The sequence below is a fragment of the Burkholderia seminalis DSM 23518 genome (assembly GCF_902832885.1).
Classification (GTDB): domain Bacteria; phylum Pseudomonadota; class Gammaproteobacteria; order Burkholderiales; family Burkholderiaceae; genus Burkholderia; species Burkholderia seminalis.
The window spans coordinates 59,300-80,824 of record NZ_CADFDK010000008.1 but is presented as its reverse complement, the minus strand read 5'-3'; the positions used below and the strand labels follow the sequence as shown (position 1 = coordinate 80,824).

20 protein-coding genes are annotated in these 21,525 nt (G+C 67.0%); 6 read left to right on the top strand and 14 right to left on the bottom strand.

Annotated elements, in window-relative coordinates:
* Positions 1-10: 10 nt before the first annotated feature.
* From HWX00_RS23660 to HWX00_RS23615, 10 genes are all read right to left on the bottom strand, one after another.
* Complete coding sequence (locus HWX00_RS23660; protein WP_175027860.1) at positions 11-766, bottom strand: ABC transporter ATP-binding protein; 756 nt, start codon at positions 764-766, stop codon at positions 11-13.
* Positions 766-2,550, bottom strand: coding sequence for a branched-chain amino acid ABC transporter ATP-binding protein/permease (locus HWX00_RS23655; RefSeq protein WP_049032698.1), 1,785 nt, complete (start codon positions 2,548-2,550; stop codon positions 766-768). Before HWX00_RS23655 ends, HWX00_RS23660 begins: the two co-directional genes overlap by 1 nt.
* 4 nt (positions 2,551-2,554) lie before the next feature.
* The gene (locus HWX00_RS23650; RefSeq protein ID WP_034188179.1) at positions 2,555-3,610 is read right to left on the bottom strand and encodes a branched-chain amino acid ABC transporter permease; all 1,056 of its coding nucleotides are present in this window, start codon (positions 3,608-3,610) and stop codon (positions 2,555-2,557) included.
* A gap of 201 nt (positions 3,611-3,811) precedes the next feature.
* Positions 3,812-4,969, bottom strand: a complete 1,158-nt coding sequence (locus HWX00_RS23645; protein WP_175027861.1) for an ABC transporter substrate-binding protein — start codon at positions 4,967-4,969, stop codon at positions 3,812-3,814.
* 1,070 nt (positions 4,970-6,039) lie between these two features.
* A complete protein-coding gene (locus HWX00_RS23640; protein WP_034188181.1) occupies positions 6,040-7,017 on the bottom strand; it encodes a branched-chain amino acid ABC transporter permease in 978 nt (325 codons plus the stop codon).
* Entirely contained in the window at positions 7,017-7,901 is an 885-nt protein-coding gene (locus HWX00_RS23635; RefSeq protein ID WP_034188182.1) for a branched-chain amino acid ABC transporter permease, read from the bottom strand. The genes HWX00_RS23640 and HWX00_RS23635 overlap by 1 nt, the downstream gene beginning before the upstream one ends.
* A 128-nt stretch (positions 7,902-8,029) precedes the next feature.
* On the bottom strand, positions 8,030-9,229 hold the full coding sequence (locus HWX00_RS23630; RefSeq protein ID WP_034188183.1) for an ABC transporter substrate-binding protein: 1,200 nt from the start codon (positions 9,227-9,229) through the stop codon (positions 8,030-8,032).
* 77 nt (positions 9,230-9,306) lie between these two features.
* On the bottom strand, positions 9,307-10,062 hold the full coding sequence (locus HWX00_RS23625; RefSeq protein ID WP_175027862.1) for an ABC transporter ATP-binding protein: 756 nt from the start codon (positions 10,060-10,062) through the stop codon (positions 9,307-9,309).
* A complete protein-coding gene (locus tag HWX00_RS23620) occupies positions 10,059-10,838 on the bottom strand; it encodes an ABC transporter ATP-binding protein (protein WP_006477266.1) in 780 nt (259 codons plus the stop codon). Before HWX00_RS23620 ends, HWX00_RS23625 begins: the two co-directional genes overlap by 4 nt.
* 400 nt (positions 10,839-11,238) lie before the next feature.
* Positions 11,239-12,924, bottom strand: coding sequence for a GMC family oxidoreductase (locus HWX00_RS23615; RefSeq protein WP_069705841.1), 1,686 nt, complete (start codon positions 12,922-12,924; stop codon positions 11,239-11,241).
* A 186-nt stretch (positions 12,925-13,110) separates the two neighbouring features.
* On the opposite strand from HWX00_RS23615, the gene HWX00_RS23610 reads away from it, so the two are divergent.
* Positions 13,111-14,010 carry a LysR family transcriptional regulator gene (locus tag HWX00_RS23610; protein WP_175027863.1) on the top strand — a complete coding sequence of 300 codons (900 nt, stop codon included), beginning with the start codon at positions 13,111-13,113 and terminating at the stop codon, positions 14,008-14,010.
* A 131-nt stretch (positions 14,011-14,141) separates the two neighbouring features.
* Complete coding sequence (locus HWX00_RS23605; protein WP_034188187.1) at positions 14,142-14,675, top strand: class IV adenylate cyclase; 534 nt, start codon at positions 14,142-14,144, stop codon at positions 14,673-14,675.
* A 64-nt stretch (positions 14,676-14,739) separates the two neighbouring features.
* Here the strand turns inward: HWX00_RS23605 and HWX00_RS23600 are convergent, their stop codons facing one another.
* Positions 14,740-15,225: an Lrp/AsnC family transcriptional regulator gene (locus HWX00_RS23600; protein ID WP_034188251.1), complete on the bottom strand. Its 486-nt coding sequence runs from the start codon at positions 15,223-15,225 to the stop codon at positions 14,740-14,742.
* A gap of 106 nt (positions 15,226-15,331) precedes the next feature.
* Here HWX00_RS23600 and phhA point away from each other — a divergent pair, with 106 nt between their 5' ends.
* Both phhA and HWX00_RS23590 read left to right on the top strand, forming a co-directional pair.
* The gene (gene phhA, locus HWX00_RS23595) at positions 15,332-16,258 is read left to right on the top strand and encodes a phenylalanine 4-monooxygenase (protein ID WP_175027864.1); all 927 of its coding nucleotides are present in this window, start codon (positions 15,332-15,334) and stop codon (positions 16,256-16,258) included.
* 53 nt (positions 16,259-16,311) lie between these two features.
* Positions 16,312-16,689, top strand: a complete 378-nt coding sequence (locus HWX00_RS23590; RefSeq protein WP_260435789.1) for a 4a-hydroxytetrahydrobiopterin dehydratase — start codon at positions 16,312-16,314, stop codon at positions 16,687-16,689.
* A 92-nt stretch (positions 16,690-16,781) separates the two neighbouring features.
* Here the strand turns inward: HWX00_RS23590 and HWX00_RS23585 are convergent, their stop codons facing one another.
* Positions 16,782-17,012 carry a DUF3717 domain-containing protein gene (locus HWX00_RS23585; protein ID WP_006401493.1) on the bottom strand — a complete coding sequence of 77 codons (231 nt, stop codon included), beginning with the start codon at positions 17,010-17,012 and terminating at the stop codon, positions 16,782-16,784.
* Between the two features lie 123 nt (positions 17,013-17,135).
* Between HWX00_RS23585 and HWX00_RS23580 the strand changes: the two genes are divergently transcribed.
* Together HWX00_RS23580 and HWX00_RS23575 are read left to right on the top strand one after the other, a co-directional pair.
* Positions 17,136-17,828 (top strand): response regulator, encoded by a 693-nt coding sequence (locus tag HWX00_RS23580; protein WP_006401494.1) that lies wholly within the window; start codon positions 17,136-17,138, stop codon positions 17,826-17,828.
* Positions 17,829-17,948: 120 nt separating this feature from the next.
* Positions 17,949-19,433, top strand: coding sequence for a sensor histidine kinase (locus HWX00_RS23575; protein ID WP_034188188.1), 1,485 nt, complete (start codon positions 17,949-17,951; stop codon positions 19,431-19,433).
* Positions 19,434-19,507: 74 nt separating this feature from the next.
* Here HWX00_RS23575 and HWX00_RS23570 read toward each other — a convergent pair whose 3' ends face one another.
* Both HWX00_RS23570 and HWX00_RS23565 read right to left on the bottom strand, forming a co-directional pair.
* Positions 19,508-20,038 (bottom strand): SET domain-containing protein, encoded by a 531-nt coding sequence (locus HWX00_RS23570; protein WP_034188189.1) that lies wholly within the window; start codon positions 20,036-20,038, stop codon positions 19,508-19,510.
* Positions 20,039-20,217: 179 nt separating this feature from the next.
* The gene (locus HWX00_RS23565; protein ID WP_034188190.1) at positions 20,218-21,330 is read right to left on the bottom strand and encodes an NADH:flavin oxidoreductase/NADH oxidase; all 1,113 of its coding nucleotides are present in this window, start codon (positions 21,328-21,330) and stop codon (positions 20,218-20,220) included.
* Positions 21,331-21,525 lie beyond the last annotated feature (195 nt).

Sequence of the window (21,525 nt, the reverse complement as noted above, 5' to 3'; positions counted from 1 at the left end):
GCTCGGACCATCAAGCCGTCTTCTTCGTCAGCCCCAGGTACGTTTCGATCACGCGCGGATTCTGCGCAAGCTCGGCGGCCGGCCCTTCCAGCGCAACCTCACCGGTCTCCAGCACATAGCCGTAATCCGAGATCTGCAACGCGGCCCGCGCGTTCTGTTCGATCAGCAACGTCGCCACCCCCGTACCGCGCAACGCGCTGATGATATGAAAGATCTCCTTCACGATCAGCGGCGCGAGCCCGAGGCTCGGCTCGTCGAGCATCAACAGGTCGGGCTTGCCCATCAGCGCGCGGCCGACCGCAAGCATCTGCCGCTCGCCGCCCGACAGCGTGCCGGCCGCCTGCTTGCGGCGCTCCTTCAGCCGCGGGAACAGCGCGAACACGTGGTCGAGCTGGTCGAGGAAGTTCGATTCGCCAGCCTGCTTGCGGCGATATGCACCCAGCACAAGGTTGTCCTCGACCGTCATCGTGCTGAACAGCTCGCGCTTTTCCGGTACGAGGCACATCCCGCGCGCGACACGCTGCTCGACCGGCAACGCACCGACGTCGCTGCCGCGGTACACGACCGCGCCCGACGCATGCCCCGTAACCGGTAACGCGCCCATGATCGCGTTCAGCAGCGTCGACTTGCCGGCACCGTTCGGGCCGATCACGCTGACGATCTGCCCCGCACCGACCTTGATCGCCGCACCGTGCAGTGCCTCCACCTTCCCGTACCGGACTGCCAGCCCGCGCACTTCGAGAATCGGCATCGTCGTGTCCGTCATCACTCCACCCCGCCCAGATACGCTTCAAGCACGGCCGGGTCCTGCTGCACATCCTGCGGCAACCCTTCCGCGATCCGCGTGCCGAACTCCATCACCACCAGCCGGTCGGTGAGATTCATCACGAAATCCATGTCATGTTCCACGAGCAACACGCTCATGCCTTCCGCCTTCAGCCGTCGCAGCAGGTCGGCGAGCTGTTGCTTCTCCTGGTAACGCAGCCCCGCAGCCGGCTCGTCGAGCAGCAGCAGCGTCGGATCGCAGCACAGCGCGCGGGCGATTTCGAGAATCCGCTGCTGGCCGAGCGCGAGGCTGCCCGCTTCGTCGTACATGTGCTTCTCGAGCCCCACGCGGCGGATCTGGCGTGCGGCTTCGGCCAGCAGTTGCGCCTCCTCGTGTGCATTGAGCCGCGCGATGCTGCGCCAGACGCCCGTATGGCCGCGCAGATGCGCACCGATCGCGACGTTCTCGAGCACCGTCATCGCGGGCAGCAGCTTCACGTGCTGGAAGGTACGGCCGATGCCGCGGCGGACGATCTGGCGCGACGTGAGCCCGTCGATCCGCTCGCCACGGAACGTGATCGTGCCGCCCGTCGGCTTCAGCACGCCCGTCACGAGGTTGAACGTGGTCGACTTGCCGGCGCCGTTCGGACCGATCAGCCCGATGATCTGCCCCGCTTTCACGTCGAAGCTGACGTCGTTGACGGCCACGAGCCCGCCGAACTGCTTGCGTGCATTGTCGACGACGAGCAGCGGCTCACCGGCCGCCGGCTTCGCACGCTGCGGCAGCGGATCGGCCTGCTCGGGCACGTGCGCGCTCGGCCCGCGCGGGAACAGCCGGGCAACGAACGGCCACACGCCCTGGCGGGCGTACTGCAGCAGCAGCACCATCAGCACGCCAAACACGATGATCTCGAAGTTGCCTTCCGAGCCGAGCAGCTTCGGCAGCAGCGTCTGCAGGTAGTCCTGCAGCACCGTGAGGATCGCTGCACCGAGCACCGCGCCCCACACGTGCGACACGCCGCCGACCACGGCCATGAACAGGAACTCGATCCCGTGATTCAGCCCGAACGGGGTCGGGTTCACCGCACGCTGCAGATGCGCGTACAGGAAGCCCGACACGGCCGCCAGCACGGCTGCGTAGACGAAGATCACCACGCGCATCCATGCCGTGTTCACGCCCATCGCCTCGGCCATCACGCCGCCGCCGCGCAGTGCGCGGATCGCGCGGCCCGGGCGGCTGTTCAGCAGGTTCTGCACCGACACGATCGCGGCCAGCACGACGGCCCAGATCAGGAAGTACAGGCTGCGGCCGCTTTCGAGCGCGAGGCCGAACAGGTTCAGCGCCGGAATGCCGTTGATCCCGTCGTACTTGCCGAGCAGCTCGAGGTTGCCGAACAGGTAGAACAGCGCGAGGCCCCACGCGATCGTGCCGAGCGGCAGGAAGTGCCCGGACAGCCGCATCGTGACCGCACCCAGCACGAGCGCGACGAGCGCCGTCAGCACGACGCCGACGATCAGCGCGAGCCACGGCGATACGCCGTAGCGCGTCGTCAGGAACGCGGTCGCATACGCGCCGATGCCGACGAACGCGGCCTGTCCGAAGCTCGTCATCCCGCCAACGCCCGTCAGCAGCACGAGCCCGATCGCGACGATCGCATAGAGGCCGATGTAGTTCAGCAGCGTGATCCAGTACTCGGGCACGTGCAGCGCGCCGGGCAGCACCGGCAGCGCGAACAACACCACGAGAAACACCCAGAAGGTCTTGTTGCGTACCATCGTCTTCATCGCGTCACTCCTCTTCCTCTTCCGCATGCGGCGTCACGAAGCTCCGCCACAGCAGCACCGGAATGATCAGCGTGAACACGATCACCTCCTTGTACGCGCTCGCCCAGAACGACGAATACGATTCGAGCACGCCAACCAGCAGCGAGCCGGCGGCCGCGAGCGGATAGCTGACGAGCCCGCCGATGATCGCGCCGACGAAACCCTTCAGACCGATCAGGAAGCCCGAGTCGTAGTAGATCGTCGTCAGCGGGCCGACGAGGATCCCGGACAGCACGCCGAGCCCCGCCGCAAACGTAAACGCGAGCCGCCCCGCTTCCGTCGTGCCGATGCCGACGAGCCGAGCGCCGAGCCGGTTCACCGACGTCGCACGCAGCGCCTTGCCGGCGATCGTGCGGCCGAAGTACACGTAGAGCGCACCGATCAGCACGAGCGCCGTGGCGACGACCAGGATGCTCTGCACCGAGATCGTCATGCTGCCGATCGCCAGCGACGCGTCCGAGAATCCGTTGGTACGCGAGCCTTCCGCGCCGAACATCACGAGCCCGAGGCCGACCATCGCGAAGTGGACGGCGACCGACACGATCAACAGCAGCAGCGTCGTGCCTTCGGCGATCGGCTGGTACACGAGCCGGTAGACGAACGGCCCCATCGGCACGACGATCGCAAGCGTCAGCGCGATCTGCGCGAGCATCGGCATCGGCTGCGCGGCAAAGCTGCGCGTGATCGCGAACACCGCGAGCGGCAGCAGGATGTAGCGGCTGCCGAGCGTCGCGAGCGTGCGGCCGAGCTGATGGCGGCGCTCGCGATGCCGGATCAGGCCGCCGACTTCGAGCAGGAAGCACGCGATGCCCATCACGAACAGCAGCCAGCAGGTGGCGGGAAATTTCTGCGCCTGCAACGCGGCAAGCGTCAGCGCACCGTAGGCGACGAATTCGCCCTGGGGAATGAAGATCACCCGCGTGACGGAAAACACCAGCACGAGCGCCAGGGACAGCAATGCATAAATGGCGCCCGTCGTGATGCCGTCTTGCGCGAGGATCGCCGCAATCGAGAGATCCATACGTTTCGTGTATCGAGAATGCTGCGGAGAAACGAAAGGCGGAAACGCCGCGGGGCATGGGCGACACGGCAGGCGCGTCACCCGCCATGTGTCGGCCCCCGGACGTTCCAGGCAGCCCGGGGCGCGGCCCGTCAGGCCCGGCGCCCTGCCGACGGCATGCGCGGCGCCGTTCGCGCCGCGCATGCCGGTTTCACGTGATGCTTACTCGGCCTGCAGCTTCCACTTGCCGTCGACGATCTGCACCATCACGCGCGCACGCGTGTCGAAGCCGTTGTGATCGGTTGCCGTCATGTTGATCACGCCGTGCGACACGGGAAGGTCCTTCACGCTTTCGAGCGACGCACGCAGCGCCTCGCGGAACGCCTCGGTGCCCGGCTGGCCCTTCTTCAGCGCCTCCGGAATCGCACGCTGCAGCAACAGCCCCGCATCCCACGCATGGCCGCCGAACGTCGACAGCGAGCCCGCGCCGTAGGCCTTCTCGTACGCGGCCTTGTAACCGAGCGCCGGCTTCTTCACCGGGTTCGAATCAGGCAGCTGGTCGGTCACGAGCACCGGGCCGGCCGGCAGGATCTCGCCTTCGCAATCCTTGCCGCACACGCGCAGGAAGTCGTTGTTCGCGACGCCGTGCGTCTGGTACACCTTGCCCTTGTAGCCACGCTCCTTCAGCGTCTTGGCCGGCAGCGCCGCCGGCGTGCCGGAGCCCGCGATCAGCACCGCATCCGGGTTCGAGCCCAGCAGCTTCAGCACCTGCCCCATCACCGACGCGTCGGTGCGGTTGTAGCGCTCGTTCGATACGACCTTCAGGCCGTTCTTCGCGGCCGCCGCGTTGAACGTGTTGTACCAGCTGTCGCCGTACGCATCGGCAAAGCCGACGAAGCCGACCGTCTTCACGCCGTGCTTCGCCATGTAGCCGGCGATCGCATCGGCCATCAGCTGGTCATTCTGCGGCACCTTGAACATCCACGCGCGCTTCGCGTCCATCGGCGAGATGATCTGCGCGCTCGCGGCGAGCGAGATCGTCGGCGTCTTGCCCTGCGATACCGGGTCGAGCATCGCGAGCGAGTTCGGCGTGACGGACGAGCCGATGATCGCGTCGACGTGGTCCTCGTCGATCAGCTTGCGCACGTTCTGCACCGCACGGCTCGTGTCGGAGGCGTCATCCAGCACGATGTACTGCACGCTCTTGCCCGCGATTTCCTTGGGCAGCAGCGCGATCGTGTTCTTTTCCGGGATCCCGAGCGACGCGGCCGGCCCGGTGGCCGACAGCGTCACGCCGATCTTCACCTGCGCCGACGCCGTTGCCGCCGCGCACACGAGGCCCGCGGCAAGCACGGCCTCCATCCATCGATTCATCTTCATTTACGTTGTCTCCAAACGCTGCTCGAAAAAGCCACGGGTCGCTCGGGCGGCTCCCGGTCCCCCAAAACAAGTTAATAATTTAACTATCTCGCCTGGCCGCGCCTACGCTCGTTTTCCCGTGAAACCCCGCACATCCGCCGCCTGCCGCCTGACACGGCCGTTCGCCCACCACGATGCGCAGCAGCAGTGTCGTCAGGATGAAGGTGGCGAAGAAATACGGGATCGTGCGAACGATCGATGCATGCGCAACGATGGCGGGAACGCACGCCGCGCCGGCCGGATACGGCCAGGTATGCGCGCGGTGAAACGTCGAAAAAACGGCGGCTCATGAGAATGCGGATACGGATGCGAACGCAACGACCCGCGATGGCGTCGCAGCGCGCGTACAGGCCGCAGAACGGCCCGGGAAGGCCGCGCTGACCGTTGCCACACCCCGCGACGAACGGGCGGCGCCAGCCGCCTTTCCTGCCCCGAACCATCGTCCCGCGCTGCTCATCCAACCGTACTCCCTCTTCTGCATTCTGCTTGTAGGAGAACTGCCGACCGTTTTCCCGACCGCTCGGTCGGCGAAAGCTGAGTGTAACGGACGCGATTCGCGCACGCCAACCGGGTAAGCCCGGACAGCATGTACGCAACGGCGCGCTGTCTGCAAACGAATGACGGGAACGGGAAAAACGGAGAACGCGGCGAAGCGCGGAAGCGATGCGCATGCAGGCGCGGGGCACGACTATCGCGCAGGCCGATGCACCATCGGGGGAAATCCGTGCACGCAAATGAAAAAGCGCTGTTGGATTCCGTCCAACAGCGCTTTGGGGTCCGGGCACTTTGTGCCTCGATTGTCTCCTCGTTCTCCACCTGCAAATTCGTTTCGCGGTGCATCAGAACTAGAGTGAATCTTAAAGAGGCTTAAGCACCACGACAACTTAGCATTTACCCCTATGGTGCATTGCCGCACGAAAATGGGGCACCAGCCTGTCGCGCGGCGCCGGCCCGAGCCGGCCGCAATACCCTTTTCGGCGCATGCGGGATGGTGCTGCGCATCAGCGGGCGGCGATGCGTACGGCCTGCGCTCAGGGCGATGCCCGGAGCGGCTTGATCCGCGCAACCATCTCGCCGACGATGCCGCGCCGGAATGCCAGCACGCATGCGATGAAGATCAGCCCGGTGACGATCGTCGCCGACTCGCCGAGCGAATGAAACCACGCGACGCCCGTGGCCGACGCGAGCCATTCTCCGATGTCGCCGAGCCGGTCTTCCAGCGCGACGATCAGCGCGGCGCCGAGCAGCGGCCCGAACAGGGTGCCCATCCCGCCGACGAGCGTCATCAGCACGACCAGGCCCGACATCGTCCAGTGCGCGTCGGACAGCGTCTCGAAGCCGAGCACGAGCACCTTCAGCGAGCCGGCCAGCCCCGCGAGCCCGGCCGATAGGATGAACGCGAGCAGCTTGAAGCGGTCGGTGTCGTAGCCGAGCGAGATGGCGCGCGCTTCGTTTTCCTTGATGGCGACGAGCACCTGGCCGAACGGCGAATGGACGACCCGCACGATGAACGCGCATGCGGCGACGACCACCGCCAGCACGACGTAGTACAGCGCGACGTCGTTCGACAGGTCGAGCAGCCCGAACAGGCGGCCGCGCGGCACGCCCTGCAGGCCGTCCTCGCCGTGCGTGAACGGCGCCTGCAGGTAGATGAAATAGACCATCTGCGCGAACGCGAGCGTGATCATCGCGAAGTAGATGCCCTGCCGGCGGATCGCAAACAGCCCGACGACGAGCCCGAGCAGCGTCGCTGCGACGGTGCCGACCAGCACGCCGAGCTCCGGCGTGAAGCCGAGCGTCTGCATCGAATAGCCGGTCGCGTAGCCGGCCGTCGCGAGGAACATCGCATGGCCGAACGACAGCAGCCCCGTATAGCCGATCAGCAGGTTGAACGCGGCCGCGAACAGCGCGAACGTCAGCACCTTCATCACGAACACCGGATACGCGCCGATGAACGGCGCGGCGAGCAGTGCGGCGAGCAGCACGCCGTAGAGCACTTTTCTCTGCATCATTTTTCCTTGCCGAAGAGGCCCGCCGGGCGGAACAGCAGCACGATCGCCATGATCACGAACACGACGGTGGCCGACGCTTCCGGATAGAACACGCGCGTGAAGCCTTCGATCACGCCGAGCAGCAGGCCCGTGACGATCGAGCCGAGGATCGAGCCCATCCCGCCGATCACGACCACCGCGAACACGGTGATGATCATCGGCTGGCCCATCAGCGGCGACACCTGGATCACCGGCGCGGCCAGCACGCCGGCGAACGCGGCGAGCGCGACGCCGAAGCCGTAGGTGAGCGTGATCATCATCGGCACGTTCACGCCGAACGCCTCGACGAGCTTCGGGTTCTCGGTGCCCGCGCGCAGGTAGGCACCCAGACGCGTCTTCTCGATCACGAACCACGTCGCGAGACACACCGCGAGCGACGCGACGACGACCCACGCGCGATAGTTCGGCAGGAACATGAAGCCGAGGTTGGTCGCGCCCGACAGCTGCGACGGCACGTCGTACGGCTGGCCCGACGATCCGTAGATCGACCGGAACACGCCTTCGACGACCAGCGTGAGGCCGAACGTGAGCAGCAGCCCGTACAGGTGATCGAGCTTGTACAGCCAGCGCAGCATCGAGCGTTCGATCGCGATCCCGAACGCGCCGACCACCAGCGGCGCCAGCACGAGCATCGCCCAGTACGGCAGCCCGAAGTACGACAGGCCCATCCACGCGAGCATCGCGCCCAGCATGAACAGCGCGCCGTGCGCGAAGTTGATCACGTTGAGCAGCCCGAAGATCACCGCGAGCCCGAGGCTCAGGATCGCGTAGAACGAGCCGTTGACGAGCCCGAGCAGCAACTGGCTCAGCATCGCCGGCAACGGAATGCCAAAGATTTCCATCGACTTAGCCGTCAGAATGAGTTTCGTTGCGTGCGCAACCTTCAGGCGCCACGCACGCGGGCGGCGCAGCGGGCACATCGCGGCAGCCGCCACCGAGCGGCGCGCCCGTGCGCGCCGCTACGCCCTGCTTACTTCCACAACGCGCAGCGCGTCTCCTGCTTGGTCCCGAACGCCTGTTCGCCCGGAATCGTCGCGAGCACCTTGTAGTAATCCCACGGCTCCTTCGATTCCGACGGCTTCTTCACTTCCATCAGGTACATGTCGTGGATCATGCTGCCGTCCGTGCGGATGTAGCCCTTCGCGTAGAAATCGTTGATCTTGATCTTCTTCAGCTCGGCCATCACCTTGTCGGAGTCGGTCGTTCCGGCGGCCTGCACGGCCTTCAGGTAGGTCGTCACCGACGAGTAGTCGGCCGCCTGCAGGCTCGACGGCATCTTCTTCATCTTGCCGAAGTAGCGCTGCGCCCACTGGCGCGACGCGGCGTCGCGGTTCCAGTACCAGCTGTCGGTCAGCACGAGGCCCTGCGTCGTCTCGAGGCCGAGGCTGTGCACGTCGTCGATGAACATCAGCAGCGCGGCGAGCTTCATCGTCTTCATGATGCCGAATTCCTTCGCGGCCTTGATCGAGTTGATCGTGTCGCCGCCGGCGTTCGCGAGGCCGAGAATCTGCGCCTTCGACGCCTGCGCCTGCAGCAGGAACGACGAGAAATCCGATGCCGACAGCGGGTGGCGCACCGCGCCGAGCACCTGCCCGCCGTTCGCCTTCACGACGTCCGACGTGTTCTTCTCGAGCGCCTTGCCGAACGCGTAGTCGGCCGTCAGGAAGAACCACGACTTGCCGCCCTGCTTCACCACCGCCGAACCGGTGCCTTTCGCGAGCGCCATCGTGTCGTATGCATAGTGGACCGTGTACGGCGTGCACTGCTCGTTGGTCAGCGTGTCGGCGCCCGCGCCGATGTTGATGTAGACCTTCTTCTTCTCGGCCGCGACCTGGTTCATCGACAGCGCGGTGGCCGAGTTCGTGCCGCCGACCAGCAGGTCGAGCCCGCCGCGGTCCATCCATTCGCGCGCCTTCGATGCGGCAATGTCGGCCTTGTTCTGGTGATCGGCATAGACGACCTCGATCGGCTTGCCGAGCACCTTGCCGCCGAAATCGGCGACCGCCATGCGGATCGCCTCGAGGCCGCCCTGCCCGTCGATATCCGCGTAAAGCCCCGACATGTCGGTGATGAAGCCGATCTTCACGGTATCCGCCGCGTGTGCGGCGCCGGCGGTGAACGCGGCGGCCGCGAGTGCGAGACAGGCCTGTGCGAGGGTCTTCATTTTCATTGACGTCTCCTGTTGTTCTGATGCGTTGTGGTTGTTCGAGGGCCGCCACGGCTAGCGGCAAGGGCAACGGGGCGGCGTCACACCCCAAGCAGGTCGTGCAGGGTCGGCATCTTGCTTTCCAGTTCGGCCGCCTGGAAATGCTCGACGATGGTACCGTGCTCCATCACGTAGAAGCGGTCGGCGAGCGGCGCGGCAAAACGGAAATTCTGTTCGACCATCACGATCGTGTAGCCGCGCGCCTTCAGCGCGACGATCATCCGCGCGAGCGCCTGCACGATCACCGGTGCGAGGCCTTCGGAAATCTCGTCGAGCAGCAGCAGGTTCGCGCCGGTGCGCAGGATCCGCGCGACCGCGAGCATCTGCTGCTCGCCGCCGGACAGCCGCGTGCCCTGGCTCTGCCGGCGCGACGCGAGGTTCGGGAACATCGCGTAGATCTCGTCGAGCGACATCGCGTGCTCGCGCGGCCCGATCAGCGGCGGCAGCATCAGGTTCTCCTCGCACGACAGGCTCGAGAAGATCCCGCGCTCCTCCGGGCAGTAGCCGATGCCGAAATGCGCGATGCGGTGCGTCGCGAGGCCGATCGTCTCGTAGCCCGCGACCTTGATCGACCCGCTGCGGCGGCCCGTGAGGCCCATGATCGCGCGCAGCGTCGTCGTGCGGCCCGCGCCGTTGCGGCCGAGCAGCGTGACGACCTCGCCGCGATGCACGGTCAGGTCGACACCGTGCAATATGTGGGATTCCCCGTACCAGGCCTCCAGGCCCGTGATCTCCAGCGCGGGCGTACCGCTCTCGACGCCGCTCAATTCGCGTTCCTCCCGTTCGCTGTGCTTCATGCGTGCGCCCCCGCGAGCGCCGCGTCGGCGCTGCCCATGTAGGCTTCGATGACGAGCGGATTCTTCGAGACCTCCGCATACGAGCCTTCGGCCAGCACCTCACCGCGTTGCAGGACGGTGATCGTGTCGGAGATGCCCGCGATCACGTTCATGTTGTGCTCCACCATCAGGATCGTGCGGCCGCTCGCGACCTTCTTGATCAGCGCGGTCACGCGATCGACGTCCTCGTGGCCCATCCCCTGCGTGGGCTCGTCGAGCAGCATCAGTTCGGGTTCCATCGCGAGCGTCGTCGCGATCTCGAGCGCGCGCTTGCGGCCGTACGCGAGTTCGACGGTCGGCACGTGCGCGAAATCGGTGAGGCCGACCTGCGTGAGGAGATCCATCGCACGGTCGTCGAGCCGCTTCAGCGTGCGTTCGCTGCGCCAGAAATGGAATTCGGTGCCGAGCGCGCGCTGCAGGCCGATGCGCACGTTCTGCAGCGCGGTCAGGTGCGGGAACACGGCCGAGATCTGGAACGAACGGATGATGCCGCGCCGCGCGACCTGCGCGGGCCGCTCGTCGGTGATGTCGATGCCGTTGAAGACGATCTGGCCGGCCGTCGGTGTCAGGAACTTGGTGAGAAGGTTGAAGCAGGTGGTCTTGCCCGCGCCGTTGGGCCCGATCAATGCGTGGATCGCACCGCGGCGCACACGCAGGTTGACGCCGTTCACGGCGGTGAAGCCCCTGAATTCCTTCGTCAGTCCGCGTGTTTCCAGAATCGTGTCGCCGAGAATCATGTTCCCTTCCGTACGAAGTCAGGCGAAGCACCGGGATGCCTGGCGCAAGCGGCCGCGAACAGGTCAGCGGATCAGCGGGCTGCCCCCGGGCGCCGTGGTACGCCTCGAGGGTTGGTCTCCCGCGCCGACGCGTATGCACATTGCGCAACATTGTCGCGCCGTTGGTGCAGTGCAATCATCGGGATTTGCACTTATAGGGCTGACCGCCCTGTCGCACGCGGCCGAACGCGATTTTTCGCCATGCTTTTTTGACACGTGCATCATCGCGCGTTGACCTTCCGCCACACCCGGCACGCGCGATGAAACAAGCCGCGCGACTGCGCGGCCTGCATCGAGCATGGATCGTGCCGCTCGCGCGGCCGCGGCGACGGCTTGTTTCGCATAGCGAATCAGCGGGCCGTCACGCAACCGACGCCGCAGCGTCGGTTCGCACCGGCGTCGCCTCGCGCGCCGCGCGGCGATCGGCGCGGATCATGTCGCTCGCCCGCTCGGCGATCATCAGCGTCGGCGAATTGGTGTTGCCCGACGTGATGAACGGCATCACCGACGCGTCGACGATCCGCAGCCCGGCGATGCCGCGTACGCGCAACCGGCTGTCGACCACCGCGCGTTCGTCGTCGGCCCGTCCCATCCGGCAGGTGCCGACCGGATGGAAGATCGTCGTGCCGACGGCGCCGGCCGCCTCGATCAGCTCGGCTTCGCTCCGGTATTGCGTGCCCGGCAGGATTTCCGCGGGACGATAGCGCGCGAGCGCCGGCGCGGACGCGATCCGGCGCGTCAGGCGCAGCGCGTTCGCGGCGACATGGCGATCGTGATCGGTCGACAGATAGTTCGGCGCGATCGCCGGCGCGATGCCCGGATCGGCGCTCGTGACGTGCACGCTGCCACGCGAGGTCGGCCGCAGATGACACACCGACGCCGTGAATGCGTTGAAGCTGTGCAGCGGTTCGCCGAAGCGTTCGAGCGACAACGGCTGCACGTGGTATTCGAGATCGGGGCGCGTGAGCGCGGGATCGTCCGGATCCGATTTCGCGAATGCGCCGAGCTGCGACGGCGCCATCGACATCGGCCCGCGCTGCAGCAACGCATATTCGGCGCCGATCATCAGCTTGCCCCACCAGTGCGCGGACAGCGTGTTGAGCGTGCGCACGCCTTCGACGCGAAACGCCATCCGCAACTGCAGATGATCCTGCAGGTTTTCGCCGACGCCCGGCAGATCCTGCACGACGTCGATGCCGAGCGCCTGCAATCGCCGGCCGTCGCCGATTCCCGACAGCTCGAGCAGCTGCGGCGAATTCACCGCGCCGGACGTCAGCAGCACTTCCGCGCGGGCCCGCGCGACGTAGTCGGTGCCGCCGCCGCGATACTCGACGCCGACGGCGCGCCGCCCGTCGAAGATCACGCGCTGCGCCTGCGCGCCGGTGATCACGGTCAGGTTCGGCCGCGCCATCGCGGGCCGCAGGAATGCCTTCGACGTATTCCAGCGCACGCCGCGCTTCTGGTTCACCTCGAAATAGCCGACCCCGGTATTGTCGCCGCGGTTGAAATCGTCGGTCGCGGGGATGCCGGACTGCTGTGCGGCCTGCGCGAACGATTCGAGGATCTCCCAGCGCAGACGCTGCTTCTCGACGCGCCAGTAGCCGCCCGCGCCGTGCGCGTCGCTCGCGCCCGCATGGTGATCCTCGCTGCGCTTGAAGATCGGCAGCACGCTGTCCCACGACCAGCCGGCGTCGCCGGTGGCCTCGGCCCAGCTGTCGTAATCCTCGCGCTGGCCGCGCATGTAGATCATCCCGTTGATCGACGAGCAGCCGCCGAGCACGCGGCCGCGCGGATACGACAGCGCCCGCCCGTTGAGTGCCGCCTCGGGTTGCGTCTTGTACAGCCAGTCGGTGCGCGGGTTGCCGATGCAGTACAGATAGCCGACCGGAATATGGATCCAGTGATAGTCGTCCTTGCCGCCGGCTTCCAGCAGCAGGACGCGGATGTCGGGATCCTCGGTCAGGCGGTTCGCGAGCACGCAGCCCGCGGTGCCCGCGCCGACGATCACGTAATCGAATTCGCCTTCGAGCGTACGTGGAGTACTCACGGCGTGTCCCCTTCTTCCTTGTTGTGCGCCGCGCGGCGCGATGCCGCGCGCATTTTCAGCATAGTGCGTCGCGGGCCATGCAGGCGGCCGCGCACACCATGACCCGAGCAAGCGTACTCCCGCGGCCGGCAGCCGATCCAATGAGTTATGCTGAACCGCGTTATAAGCCACGCTCATATCACGACGATGGATCTCTCCCTGCTCCGCGCGTTCGCGACGGTCGCGCGCGAAGGCAACCTGACGCGCGCCGCCGCGCAGCTGCACGTGACGCAGCCGGCCGTCAGCCTGCAGATCAAGCATCTGCAGGAGACGCTCGGCGTCACGCTGTTCACGCGCACGTCGCGCGGGCTCGCGCTCACGCGCGACGGCCAGACACTGCTGCCGCATGCGGAACGCGCGCTCGCCGCGGCCGCCGACGTGCAGCGCGCCGCTGCCGCGCTGCGGCACGAAGTGCGCGGCCGGCTGCGGATCGGCACGATCCTCGATCCGGGTTTCCTGCGGCTCGGCGGCTTCCTGCGCGCGCTGGTCGAGACCCATCCGCAGATCGAGACGGCGCTACGGCACGGGATGTCGGGCTGGGTAATCGAACAGGTGCGCACGCGGGCGCTCGATGTCGGCTACTACATCGGCCGGCCGGGCGAGGACGATTCGCTCGACGGCGCACTGTTCCACACCGACACGCTCACGCATTTCCAGTACCGCGTGCTCGCGCCAGCCGGCTGGAAGGAACGCGTGCAGCGCGCGCACGACTGGCGCGCGCTCGCCGCGCTGCCGTGGATCTGGACGCCGCCGGCGTCCGCGCACCACCGGCTGCTGTCGCGGCGCTTCGCCAACGCCGGCGCGCAGCCGGTGAAGGTCGCCGAGGTCGACCAGGAGCAGTCGATGCTCGACCTCGTCAAATCGGGGATCGGACTGACGCTCGCGCGCGACTCGACCGCGCTGGCCGAAGCGCACGCCCACGCGCTGACGATCGTCGAACGCGTGACGGTGCCGACCGAGCTGACGTTCGTGACGCTCGCCGAGCGGCGCGACGAACCGGCGATCGCGGCCGCGCTGCGGCTGATCGAGGCCCAGTGGGCGATATGAGCCGTGCTGATGAAGGTGGCGTGACGGCCCGCACGCGTCATCCCGCCACATCGGCGGTCACGCCATCGTCTTCGCGTTTTTGCTAGATTGTGCGTTCGCACACCGCGAGACCCCGATTGAAGGAGACCCGCATGGCCCGCAACATCGAGATCAAAGCCCGCGCCCGCGAATTCGACCGACTGCGCGAACAGGCTGCCAAGCTCGCGACCGAAGCGCCGCTGTTCTACCGCCAGCAGGATTTCTTCTACGACGTGCCGCGCGGCCGGCTCAAGCTGCGCCGTTTCGAGGACGGCACGCCGGCCGAACTGATCTTCTACCAGCGCGACGACCGCGACGGCCCGAAGGCGTCGTACTACACGCGCAGCCCGGTGACGAACCCCGACGCGATGCACGCGCTGCTCGCGACCGCGCTGACCACCCGCGGGATCGTGACGAAGGAACGGCACGTGTACCTTGCGGGTCGCACGCGCATCCATCTCGACCGCGTCGACGGCCTCGGCGATTTCATCGAACTGGAAGTCGTGCTCGGCCCGGACGACGACGAGGCCGGCGGCGAAGCCGAAGCGCACGACGTGTTCGCGAAGCTCGGCGTGGCGCAGGACGATCTCGTCGCGGTCGCGTACGTCGACCTGCTGAACGCCGATACGCAGCACGAAACGGCCTGATCCGGCCCTTCGGCGGCCGCGCAGCGCGGCCCGCCTTCAGCCCCGCCGCCGCCCCGTCATTGCGTCATGCGGCGCCGGGCGCCAGGTGCGCGAGCGGCAGCGCGCCGTTGCGCTTGAAGGTCGTCAGCACGATGTTCGAGCGCACGCTGTCGACGCCCGGCACGCGCATCAGCTTCTTCATCACGAACTGCGACAGCGCGTTCAGGTCGGGCGCGACGATCCGCAGCAGGTAGTCGGCATCGCCCACCACCGCGTGGCATTCGAGCACTTCGGGCAGCACGTCGATCTGCTGCTGGAACTGCTCGATGATCGAATCGCCGTGGTGCTTGAGCTTCAGGCTCGTGAACGCGGTGACGCCGAGCCCGAGCCTTTCCGGGCGGAGCATCACGCGATAGCCTTCGATCACGCCGGCCGCCTCGAGCCGCTGCAGCCGCCGGCCGATCTGCGACGGCGACAGCGGCACCTCCTCGCCGAGCTGCTGATGCGTCGCGCGACCGAAGCGCTGCAGCACGTCCAGCAGCGCGAGATCGAAGTGATCGAGTTCCAGCATGAGCATTCTCCGCATTGATTCATGATTTGATGCACGATTATCGCATCAACCATCAAATCAGCGCCAACGATGCGCCCTTTCCGCGCGCGGCCCGCTCTACACTTGCATGGTTACCCACCCCAGCCTGCAGAGCCTGATCATGTCCACCGTCGTCACCGCGAAACTGCAGGAGCAGTTCGACGCGGGCCTCGAAACCCGCGCCGATTTCACCATCGACCAGCCGCTGCGGCGCTACGGCCAGGTCGACCACGCGGTGTGGAAGCAGCTCTATGCGCGCCAGTCGGCGCTGCTGCGCGGGCGCGCGTGCGACGCGTTCGTCGCCGGCCTCGGCAAGATCGACCTGCCGGCCGACCGCGTGCCGTCGTTCGCCGACGTGAACCGCCAGCTGAAGCCCGCGACCGGCTGGGAGATCGTCGCGGTGCCGGGCCTCGTGCCCGACCGCGTGTTCTTCGAGCATCTCGCGAACCGCCGTTTCCCGGTCACCTGGTGGATGCGCCGACCCGACCAGCTCGACTACCTGCAGGAACCCGACTGCTTCCACGACCTGTTCGGCCACGTGCCGCTGCTGATCGACCCGGTGTTCGCCGACTACATGCAGGCGTACGGCCGCACCGCGCTCGCGGTCGCCGACGACGAGGCGGCGCTGGCGCGGCTCGCACGGCTCTACTGGTATACGGTGGAATTCGGGCTGATCCGCGATCCGCGCGGCCCGAACGGGCTGTCGATCTACGGCGCCGGGATCGTGTCGAGCAAGGGCGAAAGCCTGTACAGCCTCGAAAGCGCGGCGCCGAACCGGCTCGGTTTCGACCTCGAGCGCGTGATGCGCACGAAGTACCGGATCGACACGTTCCAGAAGACCTACTTCGTGATCGACGATTTCGCGCAGCTGTTCGCGCTCGCCGGCGTCGACGGCCGTGCGCTGGCCGACCGGCTCGCGGCGCTGCCCGAATTCGCGGCCGGCGCGGTGCTCGATAGCGATCGCGTGCTGCACCGCGGCACGGGCGAAGGCTGGCCCGACGACGCCGACGCGTGACACGCCGGGGCGCCGAGGCCGGTGCCCGTCACCCTTCCCGCAACTATGAAACAATGAACGGCGCCGGCCGTGCCGCGCGGCGCAGCCGCGCGCGGGCGCCGTTACCGAACGAGAGGTGCAAGATGATCCACAAGCTCACATCAGAAGAACGCAAGACCCGGCTCGCAGGCCTGCCGCTCTGGACGGCCGTGCCGGGCCGCGACGCCATCCAGCGCAGCCTGCGCTTCGCCGATTTCAACGAAGCGTTCGGCTTCATGACGCGCGTCGCGATCAAGGCGCAGGAAATGAACCACCATCCGGAATGGTTCAACGTGTACAACCGCGTCGACGTCACGCTGTCGACCCACGACGCCGACGGCCTGACCGAACGCGACATCGAACTCGCGCTGTTCATCGACCGCGCCGGCGCGCACGCGCAACCGTCCGCCTGACGCTTTCCTCTACCGCCGCGCGTCTTTTGGTGCGCGGCGCGTCAACTTTTCATTTCGATGAACGTTTTCTAGGATGTACTCAGCGAAAGCCTTCAGCTTTCCAAGCCATCCTTAAGGCGCACGTAAGTCTCATACGCTTTCCGTGCCTTGGGGTCCAAACCTTCCAGTTGCAACGCGCTTTCGCGCTGTACAATCAGCAGCGCATACGGCTTGGAGAGCGCGCTGGCCTCTTCGCAGAGTTTGAGTTCGTCGCCGCTCGACGGCGAGCGGGCGCGCCAGAAATTGATCGCGGCTTCTAGGTCGTGGATCGAAATATCGGACATGATTGGATTTAATCGTTCGCTGGCCGCCATGCTTGATTGTCAGGTAAGGCGGCGCCCCTGTGGAAACGGCGTCGTGCTGTCCGCGTGCCTGAACCGCCAACCCATTGTACTTGAGCGAACTTCATGCGACTCCTTCTGATCGAAGACGACCGCCCCATCGCACGCGGCATCCAGAGCAGCCTCGAGCAGGCTGGCTTCACCGTCGACATGGTGCATGACGGCATCTTTGCCGAACAGGCGCTGGCACAGAACCGCCACGAACTCGTGATCCTCGACCTCGGCCTGCCGGGCATCGACGGGATGACGCTGCTCACGCGTTTCCGCCAGACCAACCGCCACACGCCCGTGATCGTGCTGACCGCACGCGACGAGCTGAACGACCGGATCCAGGGCCTGAACTCGGGCGCCGACGACTACATGCTCAAGCCGTTCGAGCCGGCCGAGCTCGAGGCGCGCATCCGCGCGGTGATGCGCCGCAGCGGCCCGCACAGCGACATGCCGCGGCCGGAAGTGTCGCTCGGCGGCGTCCGCCTGTCGGGCGTCGACCGCCGCATCTTCAACGACGACAAGCCGCTCGAGCTGTCGCCGCGCGAATTCGCGGTGCTCGAGATGCTGTTGCTGCGCCACGGCCGCGTCGTCAGCAAGGCCCAGCTGCAAGATCACCTCACGCACTTCGGCGGCGATCTCGGCGACACCGCGATCGAAGTCTACGTGCACCGGGTGCGCAAGAAACTCGAGCAGTGCCGTGTCGAAATCGTCACGGTGCGCGGCTTCGGCTACCTGCTGCAGGAAATCCGCCAGACGGCGAGCGTCTGAGCGGCGCCGCATGCCGGCCGGCCAGGTGCCGCCGGCGTGTGCGCCGCCCGCTCCGTTGCGCCGCCCGGCGTACGACCGCGCCGCTCCCCGTGAGCGGCGCTTATCCATTTGCCCGTCGAAATGTCTCCTGATCCGGCTGTGACCACCAGCCTGCGCCGTTCGCTGCTCCGGCGCCTCGCCGCCCCGCTGTCGATGCTCGCGCTGATGAGCGGCCTGATCGCCTACTGGCTCGCGTGGCAGTACACGCAGCATGTGATCGACCGCTCGCTCGCCGATCTCGCCACCGCCATCTCCAAACAGATCCAGATCGCCGGCCCCGACGCGCCGTTCACGGTGCCGCCGCTCGCGCAGGCGATGTTCTCCGATCCCGCCGAAGCGCTGATCTACCGGATCAGCGACGGCGAGCAGGAACTCGCCGGCGATCCGAAACTGCCGCTGCAGGGCATCAACGTGCGCCGCATGCACCACGCGTACGTGTTCGAGGCGGAGTACGACAACCGCGCGGTGCGCGTCGCACAGGTGCGTGTCGACAACGTCGAGGGCGGCAAGCCGATGGTCGTCGAAGTCGCGCAGCCGGTGCGGCACCGCTACCGGATCGCGGCCGAATTCCTCGTCGCGATCATGATGCCCCTGTTGCTGCTGCTGCTCGCGGGCTGGGGCATCGTGTGGCGCGTCGTGAACCAGCAGCTGGGCCCGCTCACGCATCTCGCCGATTCGCTGAACCGGCAGACCCACACGTCGCTGGAACCGGTCGACGAAACCGAGGTGCCGCTGGAGATCCGGCCGCTGACGAGCGCGATGAACGCGCTGCTCGGCCGCCTGAAGACCGCGCTGGACGCGCAGCGCAAGTTCATCGCCGACGCCGCGCACCAGTTGCGCACGCCGCTCACGGCCGTGAAGCTGCATGCGGAACAGGCCGCCGTCGCGCGCGATCCGCACCAGACCTATGCGGCGGTACGCGAACTGCGTGCGGCCGCCGACCGTGCGGTGCGACTGTCCAACCAGTTGCTGTCGCTTGCCCGCGCGGAACCGGGTGAGCAGGCCGCACGCTTCGTCGATGTCGACCTCGCGGCGATGGCGTTCGAGACGGGTGCCGAATGGGTGCCGCGTGCCCTCGCGTCGCACGTCGATCTCGGTTTCCAGCGCGCCGACGGCGCGGACGACGACGAGAAGCTGACCGTGCGCGGCAACCCCGTGCTGCTGCGCGAGGTGATCGCGAACCTGCTCGACAATGCGCTGAAATACGTGCCGCTTGCCCGGCCGGACGGTGCGCGGATCACGGTGAACGTCGCGCGCAGCGCGCTCGAGGACGGCCAGCCGGCCGCCGAGATCGTCGTGGAAGACAACGGCCCCGGCGTGCCCGCGAACCAGCAGGCCGACCTGTTCAAGCGCTTCTTCCGCGGCGACGCGCAAAGCGGCAACGGCGTCGAGACAGGTGCCGGGCTTGGGCTCGCGATCGTGCACGACATCATCGCGATGCATGGCGGCACCGTGTCGTACGAGGATGCGCCCGACGGCGGTTCGCGCTTCGTGGTGAGGGTGCCGCTCGCCGCGCATCCGGAGAAGCCGGCCAGCGAAACGCCGGCGGCGGCCTCGACGCACTGAGCGATTCGCGGCGAGCGACCCGCCGCCCCGGGGCCCGAACGACAGCGGCGGCGCAAGGTACGCCGCCGCCTGTCTTACTTCTTGCTCTTCTTGTCCTTCGGCTTCGATTCGGACTTGCCGTCCTTCCTGTCCTTCTTCTTTTTCTTCTTCCCGCCTTCGTCCGACGTCGCGAGCAGCGTGCCGCGACATGACACCGCGCCGCAGTGGCACGCGTATTCGCGCTTGAGCTTCTTCGTCAGCTTCGCATCGATCACGAGGCCGTAGTCGTAGAACAGCTCCTCTTCCGGCCCGATGTCGCGCAGCGCGTGAATGAACACGCGCCCTTTGACTTCCTCGGCCTCGCAGTTCGGCGCGCACGAATGGTTGATCCAGCGCGCGCTGTTGCCGTCGATCTTGCCGTCGATCACGCCGCCTTCGTCGAGTGCGAAGTAGAACGTATGGTTCGGCTCGCTCGGGTCGTGCGGGTGGCGGCGCAGCGCTTCCTTCCACGAGATTCGCTCGCCCTTGTATTCCACTACGCGCTCGCCGGCCTTGATCGGCGCCACGGCGAACACGCCCTTGCCGTGTACTCCCGAGCGGCGCACCGCGATCCTGCGTGAACTCATCGAACGAATCCTTGTGAAGACGACTTGAATGGAAGCGGCCGCGATCGCGGCCCGGCGTCGCGCCAAACGAAAACGCGGCACCGGGTGGTGCCGCGTCGGGGCATGCGGCGGATCACCCGCATCCTACACGTTCACGATTGCTTCGTTCAACATCGCACGCAATATTGCATGCGGGATGCTCAACGCTGGCCGAATGCGATGTCGCCGAACAACGCCTTGTGCTCGCGCGGCTGCGAACGCCAGTATTGCGGCGGCGCCGTCACCTGCGCGCCGAGCTCGGCCGCCGCATGCCACGGCCAGCGCGGGTCGTACAGCATCGCGCGCGCCATCGCGACGAGGTCGGCATCGCCGGCCTCGATCAACCGGTTCGCATGCTCGGGCTCGTTGATCAGGCCCACCGCTATCGTCGGCATGCCGACCGCGCGCTTCACCGCCTGCGCGAACGGCACCTGGTAACCGGGCGACAGCGGGATCTTCTGCAGCGGCGACACGCCGCCGGACGACACGTCGATCCAGTCGCAGCCGCGCTGTTTCAGCGCGTGGGCGAACGCGATCGTATCGTCGAGCTCCCAGCCGCCTTCGACCCAGTCGGTCGCGGACACGCGTACGCCGACCGGCCGGTCCTCCGGAAACGCGGCACGCACGATCTCGAAGATCTCGAGCGGAAAACGCATCCGGTTTTCGAGCGAGCCGCCGTATTCGTCGGTACGCCGGTTCGCGAGCGGCGACAGAAACTGGTGCAGCAGGTAGCCATGCGCCGCATGCACTTCGATCGCGTCGATGCCGAGCCGCGCCGCACGCTTCGCCGACGCGGCGAAGGCCTCGCGGATGCGGTTCAGGCCCGCGGCATCGAGCGCGAGCGGCGGCGTCTCGCCGTCCTTGTGCGGCACGGCCGACGGGCCGTGCGGCAACCAGCCGCCGTCGGCGACCGATACCAGTTGCCCGCCCTCCCACGGCACCGCGCTCGACGCCTTGCGTCCCGCATGCGACAACTGCATCGCGATGCGCACCGGCGAATGCTTGCGGATCGCGGCCAGTACCGGTTTCAGCGCGGCTTCGGTCACGTCGTCCCAGAGGCCGAGGTCAGCGTGCGTGATGCGCCCGTCGGGTTCGACCGCGGTCGCCTCGATGCAGAGCAGCCCGGCGCCCGACAGCGCGAGATGGCCGAGGTGAATCATGTGCCAGTCGGTCGCTTCGCCGCGTTCGGCCGAGTACTGGCACATCGGGGAGATCACGATCCGGTTCGGAAGGGTCACGCCGCGCAGCGTGAACGGAGAAAACAGCGCAGTCATGGAAGCCGCTCGCCAGGAAAGGGAAAGAGCGGACGAGCGTAGCACGCAGGCTGGAAGCGTGCAGACGGCGCAACCGGCAGTAAGCGGATGGTCAGGTACGGCCGGCAGCAGCGTGCCGGCGATGCGGAAAATGCGGGGCGTACGGCACTGCGCCGGCCTGCGACGGATGCGGGCCGGGCCAGACCTTCGCGGCGG

Coding starts and splice junctions, on each gene's coding strand:
- HWX00_RS23570 (WP_034188189.1), bottom strand. CDS start 20,038: ATGAGTTCACGCAGGATCGCGGTGCGCCGCTCGGGAGTACACGGCAAG.
- HWX00_RS23620 (WP_006477266.1), bottom strand. CDS start 10,838: ATGATTCTCGGCGACACGATTCTGGAAACACGCGGACTGACGAAGGAA.
- HWX00_RS23585 (WP_006401493.1), bottom strand. CDS start 17,012: ATGTCCGATATTTCGATCCACGACCTAGAAGCCGCGATCAATTTCTGG.
- HWX00_RS23635 (WP_034188182.1), bottom strand. CDS start 7,901: ATGGAAATCTTTGGCATTCCGTTGCCGGCGATGCTGAGCCAGTTGCTG.
- HWX00_RS23655 (WP_049032698.1), bottom strand. CDS start 2,550: ATGAAGACGATGGTACGCAACAAGACCTTCTGGGTGTTTCTCGTGGTG.
- HWX00_RS23640 (WP_034188181.1), bottom strand. CDS start 7,017: ATGCAGAGAAAAGTGCTCTACGGCGTGCTGCTCGCCGCACTGCTCGCC.
- HWX00_RS23575 (WP_034188188.1), top strand. CDS start 17,949: ATGTCTCCTGATCCGGCTGTGACCACCAGCCTGCGCCGTTCGCTGCTC.
- HWX00_RS23625 (WP_175027862.1), bottom strand. CDS start 10,062: ATGAAGCACAGCGAACGGGAGGAACGCGAATTGAGCGGCGTCGAGAGC.
- HWX00_RS23610 (WP_175027863.1), top strand. CDS start 13,111: ATGGATCTCTCCCTGCTCCGCGCGTTCGCGACGGTCGCGCGCGAAGGC.
- HWX00_RS23580 (WP_006401494.1), top strand. CDS start 17,136: ATGCGACTCCTTCTGATCGAAGACGACCGCCCCATCGCACGCGGCATC.
- HWX00_RS23565 (WP_034188190.1), bottom strand. CDS start 21,330: ATGACTGCGCTGTTTTCTCCGTTCACGCTGCGCGGCGTGACCCTTCCG.
- HWX00_RS23600 (WP_034188251.1), bottom strand. CDS start 15,225: ATGCTGGAACTCGATCACTTCGATCTCGCGCTGCTGGACGTGCTGCAG.
- HWX00_RS23590 (WP_260435789.1), top strand. CDS start 16,312: ATGAACGGCGCCGGCCGTGCCGCGCGGCGCAGCCGCGCGCGGGCGCCG.
- HWX00_RS23645 (WP_175027861.1), bottom strand. CDS start 4,969: ATGAAGATGAATCGATGGATGGAGGCCGTGCTTGCCGCGGGCCTCGTG.
- HWX00_RS23650 (WP_034188179.1), bottom strand. CDS start 3,610: ATGGATCTCTCGATTGCGGCGATCCTCGCGCAAGACGGCATCACGACG.
- HWX00_RS23630 (WP_034188183.1), bottom strand. CDS start 9,229: ATGAAAATGAAGACCCTCGCACAGGCCTGTCTCGCACTCGCGGCCGCC.
- HWX00_RS23660 (WP_175027860.1), bottom strand. CDS start 766: ATGACGGACACGACGATGCCGATTCTCGAAGTGCGCGGGCTGGCAGTC.
- HWX00_RS23605 (WP_034188187.1), top strand. CDS start 14,142: ATGGCCCGCAACATCGAGATCAAAGCCCGCGCCCGCGAATTCGACCGA.
- phhA (WP_175027864.1), top strand. CDS start 15,332: ATGGTTACCCACCCCAGCCTGCAGAGCCTGATCATGTCCACCGTCGTC.